The 12,693-nt window shown below is 68.1% G+C and carries 16 protein-coding genes; 2 read left to right on the top strand and 14 right to left on the bottom strand.

Annotated features, from left to right (window positions below):
• Positions 1-15: 15 nt before the first annotated feature.
• Positions 16-1,545 (bottom strand): 4-hydroxy-3-polyprenylbenzoate decarboxylase, encoded by a 1,530-nt coding sequence (gene ubiD / locus ABNX08_RS16715; protein ID WP_349607117.1) that lies wholly within the window; start codon positions 1,543-1,545, stop codon positions 16-18.
• Between the two features lie 593 nt (positions 1,546-2,138).
• Between ubiD and ABNX08_RS16710 the strand changes: the two genes are divergently transcribed.
• The gene (locus ABNX08_RS16710) at positions 2,139-3,206 is read left to right on the top strand and encodes a lytic transglycosylase domain-containing protein (RefSeq protein WP_349607118.1); all 1,068 of its coding nucleotides are present in this window, start codon (positions 2,139-2,141) and stop codon (positions 3,204-3,206) included.
• 82 nt (positions 3,207-3,288) lie between these two features.
• On the opposite strand, the gene ABNX08_RS16705 is transcribed toward ABNX08_RS16710, so the two are convergent.
• From ABNX08_RS16705 to ABNX08_RS16670, 8 genes are all read right to left on the bottom strand, one after another.
• Positions 3,289-4,470, bottom strand: coding sequence for a pyridoxal phosphate-dependent aminotransferase (locus ABNX08_RS16705; RefSeq protein ID WP_022536227.1), 1,182 nt, complete (start codon positions 4,468-4,470; stop codon positions 3,289-3,291).
• Between the two features lie 142 nt (positions 4,471-4,612).
• Positions 4,613-5,119 (bottom strand): transcription antitermination factor NusB, encoded by a 507-nt coding sequence (gene nusB / locus ABNX08_RS16700; protein WP_022536226.1) that lies wholly within the window; start codon positions 5,117-5,119, stop codon positions 4,613-4,615.
• The gene (gene ribH / locus ABNX08_RS16695; RefSeq protein WP_022536225.1) at positions 5,112-5,609 is read right to left on the bottom strand and encodes a 6,7-dimethyl-8-ribityllumazine synthase; all 498 of its coding nucleotides are present in this window, start codon (positions 5,607-5,609) and stop codon (positions 5,112-5,114) included. The genes nusB and ribH overlap by 8 nt, the downstream gene beginning before the upstream one ends.
• 73 nt (positions 5,610-5,682) lie before the next feature.
• Positions 5,683-6,792, bottom strand: a complete 1,110-nt coding sequence (gene ribBA, locus ABNX08_RS16690) for a bifunctional 3,4-dihydroxy-2-butanone-4-phosphate synthase/GTP cyclohydrolase II (protein WP_022536224.1) — start codon at positions 6,790-6,792, stop codon at positions 5,683-5,685.
• Positions 6,793-7,109: 317 nt separating this feature from the next.
• Entirely contained in the window at positions 7,110-7,355 is a 246-nt protein-coding gene (locus ABNX08_RS16685; protein WP_022536223.1) for a hypothetical protein, read from the bottom strand.
• Between the two features lie 2 nt (positions 7,356-7,357).
• Complete coding sequence (locus ABNX08_RS16680) at positions 7,358-7,966, bottom strand: hypothetical protein (RefSeq protein ID WP_022536222.1); 609 nt, start codon at positions 7,964-7,966, stop codon at positions 7,358-7,360.
• A 19-nt stretch (positions 7,967-7,985) separates the two neighbouring features.
• The gene (locus ABNX08_RS16675) at positions 7,986-8,267 is read right to left on the bottom strand and encodes a hypothetical protein (RefSeq protein WP_022536221.1); all 282 of its coding nucleotides are present in this window, start codon (positions 8,265-8,267) and stop codon (positions 7,986-7,988) included.
• Between the two features lie 10 nt (positions 8,268-8,277).
• Entirely contained in the window at positions 8,278-8,604 is a 327-nt protein-coding gene (locus tag ABNX08_RS16670; protein ID WP_022536220.1) for a hypothetical protein, read from the bottom strand.
• Between the two features lie 434 nt (positions 8,605-9,038).
• Between ABNX08_RS16670 and ABNX08_RS16665 the strand changes: the two genes are divergently transcribed.
• Entirely contained in the window at positions 9,039-9,281 is a 243-nt protein-coding gene (locus ABNX08_RS16665; protein ID WP_041681567.1) for a hypothetical protein, read from the top strand.
• Between the two features lie 29 nt (positions 9,282-9,310).
• On the opposite strand, the gene ABNX08_RS16660 is transcribed toward ABNX08_RS16665, so the two are convergent.
• The 5 genes from ABNX08_RS16660 to ABNX08_RS16640 form a co-directional block, all read right to left on the bottom strand.
• On the bottom strand, positions 9,311-9,931 hold the full coding sequence (locus ABNX08_RS16660; protein ID WP_022536218.1) for a riboflavin synthase: 621 nt from the start codon (positions 9,929-9,931) through the stop codon (positions 9,311-9,313).
• Positions 9,932-9,996: 65 nt separating this feature from the next.
• A complete protein-coding gene (ribD, locus tag ABNX08_RS16655; RefSeq protein WP_022536217.1) occupies positions 9,997-11,112 on the bottom strand; it encodes a bifunctional diaminohydroxyphosphoribosylaminopyrimidine deaminase/5-amino-6-(5-phosphoribosylamino)uracil reductase RibD in 1,116 nt (371 codons plus the stop codon).
• 378 nt (positions 11,113-11,490) lie between these two features.
• A complete protein-coding gene (locus ABNX08_RS16650; protein ID WP_022536216.1) occupies positions 11,491-11,724 on the bottom strand; it encodes a Tfp pilus assembly protein FimT/FimU in 234 nt (77 codons plus the stop codon).
• Position 11,725: 1 nt separating this feature from the next.
• On the bottom strand, positions 11,726-12,190 hold the full coding sequence (locus ABNX08_RS16645) for a prepilin-type N-terminal cleavage/methylation domain-containing protein (RefSeq protein ID WP_022536215.1): 465 nt from the start codon (positions 12,188-12,190) through the stop codon (positions 11,726-11,728).
• On the bottom strand, positions 12,187-12,621 hold the full coding sequence (locus ABNX08_RS16640) for a hypothetical protein (protein ID WP_349607119.1): 435 nt from the start codon (positions 12,619-12,621) through the stop codon (positions 12,187-12,189). Before ABNX08_RS16640 ends, ABNX08_RS16645 begins: the two co-directional genes overlap by 4 nt.
• Between the last annotated feature and the right edge of the window lie 72 nt (positions 12,622-12,693).

Here is a 12,693-nt window from a genome sequence, read left to right as displayed (position 1 = left end):
TAACGGCGCTCACGCTCAGTTGCCGGCCGGACGCTCGAACAGGCTTTCCCACATGGTGTCGACCTTCGCCTTGACCGCGGCATCCATCGTGATAGGCGTGCCCCATTCCCGCGTGGTCTCGCCGGGCCACTTGTCGGTGGCGTCGATCCCCATCTTGGAGCCCAACCCGGATACCGGCGAGGCGAAGTCGAGGTAGTCGATGGGCGTGTTGTCCACCAGCACCGTGTCGCGGCTCGGATCGACGCGGGTGGTGATGGCCCAGATCACTTCCTTCCAGTCGCGCACGTCGATATCGTCATCGACCACCACGATGAACTTCGTATACATGAACTGCCGCAGGAAGCTCCACACGCCGAACATCACGCGCTTGGCATGGCCGGCGTACTGCTTCTTCATGCGCACCAGCGCCATGCGGTAGCTGCAGCCTTCGGGCGGCAGGTAGAAGTCGGTGATCTCCGGGAACTGCTTCTGCAGCAGCGGCACGAACACCTCGTTCAGCGCCACGCCCAGCACCGCCGGTTCGTCGGGCGGCTTGCCGGTGTAGGTGGAGTGGTAGATCGGGTCGCGCCGCATGGTGATGCGGTCGATGGTGAACACCGGGAACCAGTCCTGCTCGTTGTAGTAGCCGGTGTGGTCGCCGAATGGGCCTTCCAGCGCATGCTGGTAGCCGGAGGGGTGGTTCGGGTCGGGCTGGATATGGCCTTCGAGCACGATCTCGGCCGACGCGGGCACGCTCAGTTCGGACAGCGTCGGCGTGAGGCAGCCGGCCAGCGCGGTGCGGCTGCCGCGCAGCAGGCCGGCGAACTGGTATTCGGACAGCGTATCCGGCACCGGCGTCACCGCGCCCAGGATGGTGGCCGGGTCGGCGCCCAGCGCCACCGCGATCGGGAAGGCCTTGCCGGGGTTGGCCAGCGCATGCTCACGGAAGTCGAGCGCGCCGCCGCGGTGCGCCAGCCAGCGCATGATGACCTGGTTGCGGCCGATCACCTGCTGGCGGTAGATGCCCAGGTTCTGGCGCTTCTTGTGCGGGCCCTTGGTCACCACCAGGCCCCAGGTGATCAGCGGCGCCGCATCGCCGGGCCAGCAGGTCTGGATCGGCAGGCGCGCCAGGTCGACGTCGTTGCCTTCCCACACCACCTCCTGGCAAGCCGGGCTGTTGACGCGCTTTGGTGCCATATCCCACACAGATTTGGCGAGCGTGAAGAGCTTGCCGGCCTCGCGCAAACCGCGCGGTGGCTCCGGTTCCTTCAGCGCTGACAAGACCCGGCCGATGTCGCGCAGGTCTTCCATCGATTCGGCGCCCATGCCAAGTGCGACCCTGTGTGTCGTGCCGAACAGATTGGCCAGGACCGGGACGCTATAGATACCTCCATTGGTGCCGGCGCCCGAGGGTTTCTCGAACAGGACCGCGGGGCCGCCGGCACGCAGCAGGCGGTCGCAGACTTCGGTCATTTCCAGGTTGGGCGCGACGGGCCGGGCGATGCGCCGCAGCTCGCCGATGCCTTCGAGTTGGCCGATGAAATCGCGCAAGTCTTTGTATTGCATAGTGAATTCTGTTGTGGTGCGGGGCCGGGGGAAGGCGTCCGCAAGACGGCGTCCAAGTCGGTGACGATACACATTCACCGGCGCCGCGGCAAAAAAATCGTCAGAGCGAAGCCGCGCAAATTGTAAGTTTTTTGTCGCTGACAGCGTACTTTTCCCGGCGACGAGCCAAGGCCAGGCCTGCGTTTGCGGGCAATCGAGTGATCCGAGGCCGACATGGTGACTCTTGTTACAAATAACTATAAGTAGTAGAAATCGTAGTTATTATTCTTGACGAGATATAACAGCGTTCCTACAATCCGGTCTTGCTCAAAGGAGTGTTGCGTCGCAACATGGATTTTCGCCCTGTGTCAAGGGGTGCACATAAAGAAAATGTGCTTGAAAGTCCCTCCAGCAAAGACCGAATTTGTGAGTTTTGTCGTGGCAGGGTGCGCTCCCCCAGAGCGTACGCTGTTTCCAGTTGGGCGCACGGGGAGCGCCTGCCAACAGATGCTTGGTCGTCACTGCTAGACGGCGCGGCATCCTTACTTGAGTACGTTGAGATCGGGCGCTTGCCGCAGTCTGGCATGCGAAGCGGGCAACGGATGGAGGTAAGCATGAGCGGTTGGAAAACCCTTCATCTTCCCGGCATCGGGCGCGCCTTGCAGGTTCGCCTCCGACAGCCGGTACCCGGAGTGAGGCGGGCATTGCAGGTCCGTCTCGCGCATCCGGTCGCGGGCCGCGCATTGCGCGGTGGCCGCACAACACTGAAGTACGCGCTGAACAGCCTCGGCGTGGTGGCGGTCGTTTCGGCCATCTCGCTGTGGCTGAGCCAGGAATGGCGCACCACGCTGGCCGCATTGCTGGCTGGCGACGAGGCTCCGGCGGTGCTGGTCAGCGCTGCCATGCCGGCCGCGCCTGCCGTGGCGGCCGCCGCTGCGCCCGGCCATGGTGTGCCGGCGAGTTCGGCGGACGTTGCCGCGACCAAGCTCGGCCTGGGCAGGGCTGGCCTGCCGACGGTGTCGGGCGTGGACGAACACAGCCTGGCGGCATCCGTCAAGGTGCCGTCGGTCGCGCACCTCGCCGCGAAGATCCCGGTCACGCGCGTGGCGCAGGACGCCCGCAACACCGCCACGCTCGGCTCCGCGCGCGAGCAGGCGGCCGTGGCCGACTATATCGCCCGCAAGTACCGCGTGGCGGCGCAGGCCACCGGGCAACTGGTCAAGGCGGCCTACCTGACCGGCCGCGAGGTCGGCATCGATCCGCTGCTGATCCTGGGCGTGATCGCGATCGAGTCCAGCTTCAATCCGTACGCCGAGAGCGGCGTGGGTGCGCAGGGCCTGATGCAGGTCATGACCAAGGTCCACCGGGACAAGTACGAAGCCGTCGGCGGCGTGGCCGCGGCGCTCAATCCGTACGCCAATATCAAGATCGGCGCGCTGGTGCTGAAGGACTGCATCGCCCGCGCCGGCTCGATCGAGGGCGGCCTGAAGTACTACGTCGGCGCCACCACCAGCACCGACGGCGGCTATGGCGCCAAGGTGCTGGCCGAGCGTGCCCGCCTGCGCCAGCTGCTCGGCGTGCGCGGCGTGCCGGCCGATGCCGACAAGCCGGCCGAAAAGGCGCCCACCGAGCGCGCACCGACCGAGAAGCTGGAAGCGAACAACGGGCCGCACAACGCCTGACGCTACGCTGCCACTGGCAGCGCCAAAAAGAAAAGCACCCCGCGGGGTGCTTTTCTTTTGCCTGCCTGGCGCGTTGTGCCGCTCAGGCGAACAGCTTGCCCAGCCGCGCCATCGCCTCCTCGATATTCTCGCGCGAGGTCGCATACGAGATCCGGATGTAGTCCTTGGCCGTATGCGGCCCGAAATCCTGCCCCGGCACCATCACCACGCCCGCGTCGTGCAGCATCGCCTGTGTCAGCCGGTCGGCATCGCCGGCGGCGGGGTGGTTGACGCCGCGGCAGTCGGCGTAGACGTAGAAGGCGCCGTCCGGGCGCACCGGCACGCGCAGGCCGAGCGACTCCAGCGCCGGTACGATCAGGTCGCGGCGGCGGCGGAACTCGGCCTTGCGTTCGTCGTAGATCGCCAGCGCTTCCGGGGTGAAGCAGGCCAGTGCCGCGTACTGCGCCACCGCCGACGCGCAGATAAACAGGTTTTGCGCGACTTTCTCGAAGGCCTCGACCAGCGCCTCCGGCACCACCAGCCAGCCCAGGCGCCAGCCAGTCATGTTGAAGTACTTGGAGAAGCTGTTCACCGTGACCACGTCGTCATCCAGGCTCAGCGCCGAGACCGGCGGGGCGTCGTACGACAGGCCCTGATAGATCTCGTCGACAATGGCAAAGCCGTTGCGGGCACGCACGGCCTGCAGGATGCGGTCGAGCTCGTCCGGCAGGATCGAGGTCCCGGTCGGGTTGGAGGGCGAAGCCAGCAGCACGCCGCGGGTTTGCTCGCGCCAGTTGGCCTCGACCTGCGCGGCGGTCAGCTGGAAGCGCTCGGCCGGGCCGCTCGGGATCATGCGCGCGGCGCCGTCGAAGGCGGCGACGAAGTGCCGGTTGCACGGGTAGCTGGGGTCGGGCATCAGCACCTCGGCGCCGATCTCGACCAGCACCGCGCACGCCAGCAGCAGCGCCCCCGAGGCGCCGGCGGTGACGATCACGCGCCGCGCCGGGATATCGAGCCCGTAGGTGGTCTTGTAATAGCCGGCGATGGCCTCGCGCAGCGGGTGGATGCCGAGCGCGCCGGTGTATTGCGTGACGCCGCGGCGCATGGCGGCTTCCGCCGCGCGCACCACGGGCTCGGCGGCGGTGAAGTCAGGCTCGCCAATGCCCATGTGCACGATGTGGCGACCGGCGCGCTCCAGCGCGGCGGCCTGCTTGGCCAGCTCCATCACGTGGAAGGCTTCGATATTGGCGAGGCGGGAGGCGGTGGCGAGGCGCTGCAGGTCCATGGTGATCCGGGGTTCAGCAAAAAGTGTAGGTAGGAACAAAAACACCCGCCTGGGCGGGTGTCGTCTTCATCCGGGGCGCGCGTGTGCCCCGTGATGCAACGGCCGGCCGCGCAGGCCCGGCCTGGGTCCGGCTGGTTGCGGCTCAGCGGCGCGCCGCGACCTCGGCCGCGCGTACCTGGGCCGCGAGCTTGTCCAGCACGCCGTTGACGTACTTGTAGCCCTCGACGCCGCCGAAGGTCTTGGTCAGCTCGACGGCTTCATTGATCACGACCTTGTACGGGATGTCGATGCAGTGCACCAGCTCGTAGCTGCCGACCAGCAGGGCGGCGCGCTCGACCGGCGACAGCTCGCCCACGGTGCGGTCCAGGAAGGGCTCGAACGCGGCGGTCAGGCGGGCTTCCTCGCGCACGGCGCCGTTGAGCAGCGCGTCGAAGTGCTCGCGATCGGCCTTGTTGAAGCCCTGGGCGTCATGCAGGTGGGCCTGGATCGCGCCGATGTCGTTGCGGTTCAGCAGCCACTGGTACAGGCCCTGCAGCGCGAGTTCGCGCGAGCGGCGGCGCGCGCTCTTGGGCGGCGCCTTGGCTTCGGTGCGGGCCGCGGGCTTGCCGCCGGCCGGCTTGCCGGCGTCATTGCTGGACGTATCACTCATCATCGTCCTCGTCTTCGTCCTGGCCACGCAGCGAATCCAGCGCGACGACCAGGTTGGCCATCTCCACCGCGGCGCGGGCGCAGTCGCGGCCCTTTTCGCGGGTGCGGGCGTGGGCCTGCTCGTCGGTGTCCACGGTCAGGATACCGTTGGCAATGGGCACGTTGAAGTCCAGGCCGACGCGGGTGATGCCGGCGCCCGACTCGTTCGAGACCAGCTCGAAGTGGTAGGTCTCGCCGCGCACCACGGCGCCCAAGGCGACCAGGGCGTCGAACTGGCCGCTCTCGGCCATCTTCTGCAGCGCCAGCGGCACTTCCAGCGCGCCGGGGACGGTTACCACCAGGGTGTCCTCGCCTTCGACGCCGAGCTTGTCCAGCTCGGCCACGCAGGCTTCGAGCAGCTCGGTGCAGACCGGCTCGTTGAAGCGGGCCTGCACGATGCCGATACGCAGGCCTTCACCGTCGAGGTTGCTGGGGTAGAAGCCGTGATCCATTGTTCAGTTCTCCAGTTTTCGGGTTCGGCAGGGCGCCGTTGCGCCGCTGCAGGTGTGTTCGGGTGGCCCGGGCTCAGGCGGCCTGGCCGTTCATCGGTTGGTAGCCGGTCACTTCCAGGTCGTAGCCGGTCATGCTGGGCATGCGCTGCGGCGAGGCCAGCACGCGCATCTTGCCCACGCCCACGTCCTTCAGGATCTGCGCACCCATGCCGTAGGTGCGCAGGTCCGGCTTGCGGCGCGGGCGCGACTGCGGCGTGTCCAGCGCGCTGAACTGCGTGAACAGCTGGTCGGCCGAGTCGCCGCAGTTCAGCAGCACGATCACGCCGCTGTCGGCCTCGGCGATGGCTTTCATCGCCGCCGGGATGCTCCACGAATGCGTGGTGCACTTCACTTCCAGCAGGTCCAGCACCGAGAAGGGCTCGTGCACGCGCACCAGCGTTTCCTGCTCCGGCTCCGGCGTGCCCTTGACCAGCGCCAGGTGCGCCTGGCCGGTGGGCTTGTCGCGGTAGGCGATGCTGTGGAAGGTGCCGTAGGGCGTCTGCATGGCGCGTTCGCCAACGCGCTCGATGATGCTCTCGGTGCGGCTGCGGTAGTGGATCAGGTCGGCGATTGTGCCGATCTTGAGGTTGTGCTCTTGCGCGAACTCGACCAGGTCCGGCAGGCGGGCCATGGTGCCGTCGTCCTTCATGATCTCGCAGATCACGGCCGCCGGCGTCAGGCCGGCCAGCGCGCCCAGGTCGCAGCCGGCTTCGGTATGGCCGGCGCGGATCAGCACGCCGCCGGGCTGGGCCGTCAGCGGAAAGATATGGCCCGGCTGGACCAGGTCGGAGGCCTTGGCGTCGCGGGCGACGGCGGCCTGCACGGTGCGGGCGCGATCGGCGGCGGAAATGCCGGTGGTCACGCCCTCGGCTGCCTCGATCGACACCGTGAAGTTGGTGCCGTGCTGGGTGCCGTTGCGGCTGACCATCGGGTGCAGGTTCAGCTGGCGGCAGCGGTCGGCCGTCAGCGTCAGGCAGATCAGGCCGCGGCCGTGCTTGGCCATGAAGTTGATGGCTTCCGGCGTGACGAAATCGGCAGCCAGGACCAGGTCGCCTTCATTTTCACGGTCTTCCTCATCAACCAGGATAACCATGCGGCCGGCACGGATGTCGGCAATGATGTCTTCGGTACGGGCGATTGTCATGGCGTGCTGGACGGCAAATTGAAGCGAAACGGGCGAATGAAGCGAAAAGGCGATGCGAAAGCAGGCAGGTGGCCGCGTTTGAAAGCAGCCGGACTGAGGCGGGGCGTTGGGGCCGGGCCGGCCAGGTCATATACGCCCGGCAGGTTGCCCAGTCAAGCCGGGTATTGTACGCCAAGGCAGGCTAGGCTGGAGCGGACCGCGCCGGAAAGTGCGGCGCCTGCCCGAAGCGGGTGGGGCGGGGAGGGTAAAGCTTGGGTGTGGCTGGGTGTGTCTGGTTGCCCGGCAAGCGGCAGGCCGCCGCCGGGCCTTGCCGGTGGCTACGCTGCGGCAGCCAGCGGCGTGTTGTCAGCGCGGATCGTGCGCAGGCGCGAGGTCCTGGCGATGCGCGACTTGGCCGCGCGGGTCGCGTCGGCCAGCGCCAGTTCGCGCGTGAGGAAGCCGGCGTCGCGCCGGGTGAACCTCGCGTGCGCATCCAGCGCATAGGACCACTCCCAGCTACCGAACGTAACTTCGGACAGCGTCACGACGACGTGGCATTTTTGATAGAAAAAACTCTCACTCATTGTCAATTCCGGTTGGTGACGGCACGTTGGCCGTGGCCGAAGGGCCATGCGGGCCAGTGACGGTCCGCCAGCCAGCCGCGGTTGGGCAGCAGGCCGTTGTGTGGCGCGTTGTGCGGGTCGATGTTCGGAGCCACGCTGGCCGCGCCGCCCAGTTCCTGGACGGCCTGGCAGAGCCGTTCCCTGGCATTGCTTGCGCAGGCACAGGTCATCAGCATCTGCCCCTCCGCCAGTTGCCGGTGCTGCCGACGCAGACCGGCGCGCGTGACTTTGGCGCCGAGCACGCCGCCAAGCCAGCCTCCGATCACGGCGCCCAGCGCCATACCGCCGACACACGCCACGACGCCCGCCGCTACGCTGACCGGTGTGCCGTAGCGGAACAACACCCACGCTGCCAGCAGTGCCCCGATGACGAGGCCGCCAATCGTGGCTTCATCGCGGTACGTGATCTGGCCGGCGCGCGGTGCCGGCAAGCCGTCAACGGGCTGGTGGTCGCCCCGGGAGAACCATGGCCCCGCGATGCGGTCGGCCGTATCCGCCAGTTCGCCCAATCGCGTTAGCGCGCGCCGGGCCGTATCGATGTCGTCCAGCCGGAAATACAAGAGCGTGCGCATGGTGGTACCTCAATTCGGGTCAGTTGAGCTTGCCGTTGAACCACGGAAAGCCGGCGTAGCGCCTGGTACCGGGACGCCGGAATTGCCTGGGTAATGGCAAGGATGGTGTCTGCAGCCGGGGCCAGCCCTGGTCGACGGCGCTATCCCAGTCGATCAGCAGCGTGACGGCACGGTGCAGGCGCGTGGCGGTCAGCCGGACCAGGCCCGCGCTGGTGTGTCCCCGGGCGGCCTGGTGCCGGCCGCGCAGCAGGCGCATGGCCGGAACCATCCGGTAAATGATCTTGGTCGGGTGAACTGGCACGGTGCCTCCTTCAAGGGTGGTTGCCGGGCCGGCCGGCGGGTGCGGGCAGCGGGGCGGCACGATGGTGGTCGGGATGCCACTGCGCCCAGCTCAGGGCGCGCATCCGGGTCCCATGGCCGAGGATCAGCAGGGCATCCGAATCCGCGCGCCATCCCGGCGCCTGCCTCCACGGTCGGGCCAGGCCGCCGAAGATGGTGCGGATCAACGCGGCGATCGGCTTGCGCAGGGCGGTGGGCGGGAACCTGACCAGTTCTCCAGCGAGGTCGCCGGCAAACGAAAACGACGGCGTAAGCGTCAGTTCGCGGGCGAACGGGAGACGCGGCAGGGCAGCTTGCATGGAGGTTCCGGAAATCCCCGTGAGTGACTTCAGGAGTCACCGGTCCTAAGACGTTGTCGAGGGGGAAGCCCGGAAACGAGTTGCGAGCGCCTGGGAGCATACATGTCCTGACAGCGCTGCCTAAGCAGTGTAGGCCCGGGCGGGCCACGAACCCAGCACACTTACAACAAAGGAGCACAGGCCCCGTATTGCGCACCCCGCTGCTGCCGACGGTGGAGATTCCTCAGCGTGCGCAAGGGTCCTTTGCCGGGCGGTAGGGAAGTTAATCGCCACAGAGGCGGGCTGGCAGCGTATGCTCAGGGCAAAAGGGAACGACGCCTGTCCCGGATCCGCCCGAACAGATATCGGCGCGACGTTCTTCGAATCAGGGCGCCAGCCTGACCGCGCCCCCAGGCTTTGCATAACCAAGGGAGGCACGCATGTCGGAAGCAACCATTTCGAGGCAGATCAAGAACAAGGCCGAAATCCGCGCCATGGTGCGCGCCGAGCAGGCGAAGATCCCGGCCTGCGAGGGCACCTGCTTTGGCGATGTGGTCTGCCACGCGCCAGACGCCAGCGGCTGCAACTGGAGCCTCTCAACGATGGAAGGCGGCAACAGTGCGGCCTGTGTCGAAGCGATCCGCCCGTTCACTGACCAGCTGCGCGCGTTGTACAACGTGCCGGACGAAGGCAAGTAACCGCCGCCGTTCTTCGCTGCCCTGGCCGCTTACGACGCGGCCTGGCCTGCCGACAGCATCCGCTCCACGTACCGGGCGATCAGGTCGATCTCCAGGTTCACGCGCGCGCCCGGCTTGAGCTCCTGAAGCGTGGTCACTTCCACGGTGTGGGGGATCAGGTTGATGGAAAACACGCAGCCGTCGGCTTCATCGCTGACGCGGTTGACCGTCAGCGACACGCCGTTGACCACCACCGAGCCCTTGTAGGCCAGGTAGCGCGCCAACTCGCGCGGCGCGCGGATGCGCAGTTCATGCGATTCGCCTACTGGCGCGAAGTGCACGACTTCGCCCAGGCCGTCGACGTGCCCCGAGACCAGGTGGCCGCCCAGGCGGTCGGCCAGGCGCAGCGCCTTTTCCAGGTTGACGCGGCCGGCGCCCCCCAGCCCGACGGTCTTGTCGAGCGATTCACGCGAAACCTCCACGTCGAAGCTGTCGGGGCCCATGGCGATCACCGTCATGCAGGCGCCCTGGATAGCGATGCTGTCGCCGATGATCACATCCGACAGGTCCAGCCCCCCGGCGGCGATGCGCAGGCGCACGCCGGCATCGGCGGCGCCCAGTGGGGTAACGGATTCAATGCGGCCGACCGCCGCGACAATGCCTGTAAACATGATGGTGTCTTCTGCTTTCGTGAATCTTGGGTATCTGGTGGATAGGCGCAGTCCGATGCAACGCCTCACGCATCGTTGCGCCGCGCGATCAGCCGCAGGTCGTCGCCGATCTGCCGGATCTCGTGCCAGCGGAACTGGGCTGCGTCCTGCAGCCGCGCCAGCGGCGGCAGGTTGAACATGCCCTGGGCGTCGCCCAGCAGCTTGGGCGCTAGGTAGATCAGCAGCTCGTCGGCACAGTGCTCGCGCACGAGCGAGCCGTTGAGCTTGAAGCCGGCTTCCACGTGCAATTCGTTGATGCCGCGCCGGCCGAGTTCTTCCAGCATCTTGCGCAGCTCGACCTTGCCGTGGGGATTGGGCAGCACCACCACTTCGGCGCCGCGCGCGGTCAGCGCCCGCTGGCGTTCGCGGTCTTCCACCGCGCAGAACACCAGCACCGGCTTGGCGAACTCGCCGGTGTCGGGTGCCAGGATCTGCGCGTCGAGCGGCACCTCCAGGCGCGAATCGACCAGCACCCGCTGCGGCTGGCGCGGCGTGGCAATGGCGCGCACGGTCAGCGCCGGGTTGTCGTCGCGCACCGTGCCGATGCCGGTCAGGATGGCGCAGGCGCGCGCGCGCCAGGCATGGCCGTCGTCGCGCGCGGCCTTGCCGGTGATCCACTGGCTGGTGCCGTCGTGCAGCGCGGTGCCGCCGTCCATCGACGCGGCCACCTTGACGCGCACCCACGGCAGCCCGCGCGTCATGCGCGAGACAAAGCCGATGTTCAGGTCGCGCGCTTCCTTTTCCAGCAGGCCGCAGCGCACGTCGATGCCGGCATCGCGCAGCCGCTGCAGGCCGCGCCCCGACACCGACGGGTTGGGATCTTCCATCGCCGCCACCACGCGGGCCACGCCCGCGCGCACCAGCGAATCGGCGCACGGCGGCGTGCGCCCGAAATGGCTGCACGGCTCGAGCGTGACATAGGCGGTGGCGCCGGAGGGGTCGAGGCCGCGCGACAGCGCATCCTTCATTGCCTGGATCTCGGCATGGTCCTGGCCAGCAGGCTGGGTATAGCCCTGGCCGATGACCTGGCCACCCTTGACCAGCACACAGCCGACGCGCGGATTGGGCGTGGTGGTGAACATGCCCCGCGCGGCGAGCGCGAGGGCCTGTTGCATGGCGGCGTGGTCGGTATCGGAAAACATTGCGCCTGTAGCTCTTGGCCGGTTTGCTGTCGATCGGAGGGTGTCTTTCCAGGGTCACGGCGGCTCCGGGCCGTCCGCTGCGTCGCAATCGCTGTCGCGCGCCGGCGTGCAGAGCCGGATGCGTCCCTGTGCGCCAAGACGGACCTGGCGCTGCGCGCCGCGACAACTGAGCGAGAAGGTGGCAGCCTGGAAGCCGCCCTGCTCCGACCGTGAGTATCCCACAGCTGTGAAGCGCACCGCGTGGCTGCCACGTGCGGTCTGCCGCAGCGCAACCCGCAGGCATGGCGCGGCGAGCTCGACCACTGACAGGACGGTCGCGGCCGCCCCGGCCCCTCCGGCCTCGCTTGCCGCCACCACCTGCCAGCCCTGGTCCAGGTCCTACCGTCCGTCCAGCGGCTGAAGCGCCACTTCGACGCGCCGTGCCATCGCCATCGAGCGCGCCAGCGCCAGCGACGCCGCCAGCCGGTCGGCGGCCTGGTCGACGGTCTGGCGGGCGAGCAGCCGGGTGAAGGCTGGCCAGCCGGCCGCGGCCAGCACGGACAGGATGGCCAGGCCAACCAGCAGTTCGGCCAGCGTCAGGCCGCCCCAGGCGGGTGGGGCGTGGATCCACACCTCAGCACTCCGCCGGCAGCTGCCGGGGGCTGTCTTCGGCCTTTGGCCGGGACAGCCACTGGCCGGTGCTGCGCAGAATCAGCACGCCGCAGCGCGGGTCCGCGAACAGCGGCGCGGCATGCAGTTCGACGCAGACATCGAGGCTGGTGGCCGGGCATGGGCCGGCAGAGACGGCATGGCGAGCGCGGCCGGCCGCCGGCACCAGGCGCGGCCAGTCGCCCGCGACGGCGTCGCCGCCGGCCTGGGTCGCGAAGCTCATAGCGACTGCGGCATGCCGTTCCAGCTCAAGGAGGGCGCCGGCCAGTTCCGCCCGCGCCTGGGCGCGCCAGCCGCGCATCAGGTGCTCGGTCCAGGCCGGTATGGCCAGGGTTGCCAGGATCCCCAGCACGGTGAGCACGACCAGCAGTTCGATCAGGGAGACACCCCGCTGCGGCATGGCGTTGCCGCGCGGCCTGGTTGCGTTCATGGCGGCGCCTCTTGCACGGGACCGACCAGTTCGCGCCAGGCCAGGCGGCCAGTGCGCCGGCTGGCTACGGTTTGCGCAAGCCGGGCTGCTGTGCTGCTGTCCACCGACCAGAGCGCCAGCGCATGCGCCTCACGCCCCGACGTGCCCGCCACCGGCGGGCGGACGGCCACGCTGTCGCGGGTCAGTGCCAGGGTGCCCGCCAGGCCGAGGCTGTGACCCGTGGCGTAGTGGAGCCGTGGCGCGCCGTCGTGGAGACGGCCCAGCGATTCCCCGCTCGCCGCCAGCACCAGGTAGCCGCGTTGCCAGCCATCGGGCAGGCGCGTCTGCACATACAGGTATCCCGGTGCCGCGGGAGTGTTGATGCCTGATATGAGTCTGCGAAATTTGGTGAACGCGGGCCTGCAAGCATCGGCACTGGTGCCCACCGGCATCGTTGTCAGCCGGCGACAAAATGGGAATCGTCCCCTTGCCAAGTGCTATTGACACCGCATAGTGAATTCCCC

Source organism: Cupriavidus sp. DF5525, assembly GCF_040149425.2.
Classification (GTDB): Bacteria; Pseudomonadota; Gammaproteobacteria; order Burkholderiales; family Burkholderiaceae; genus Cupriavidus; species Cupriavidus pickettii_A.
The sequence above is the reverse complement of the archived record's forward strand: the minus strand, read 5'-3'. Positions and strand labels throughout refer to the sequence as shown.